Below are 294 nucleotides of genomic sequence, written 5' to 3'. Positions count from 1 at the left end.
CAGGAAGAGATGCCGGATTCCGGAGAAATCCTCGACGAGGTGCGCAGCCAGGTAGTTGACGATCGCGTCTATGTTTTTACGCCCAAAGGGGACGTGGTGGATTTGCCGGCCGGCTCCACGCCGCTGGACTTCGCCTATCATATCCATAGCGACGTGGGTCACCGCTGTATCGGCGCTAAAATCAGCGGCCGTATTGTGCCCTTCACCTATAAGTTGCGTATGGGTGATCAGGTCGAAATCATCACCCAGAAACACCCAAACCCGAGCTGCGATTGGCTGAATCCAAACCTGGGT

General features: G+C 55.8%; 1 protein-coding gene. It reads left to right on the top strand.

Annotated elements, in window-relative coordinates; translation table 11 throughout:
* Positions 1-294, top strand: a 294-nt coding sequence (locus BG74_RS16805) for a TGS domain-containing protein (RefSeq protein ID WP_244267310.1), incomplete at both ends; no start/stop codon positions are given.

This window comes from Sodalis-like endosymbiont of Proechinophthirus fluctus, from assembly GCF_001602625.1.
Classification (GTDB): Bacteria; Pseudomonadota; Gammaproteobacteria; order Enterobacterales; family Enterobacteriaceae.
The sequence above is the reverse complement of the archived record's forward strand: the minus strand, read 5'-3'. Positions and strand labels throughout refer to the sequence as shown.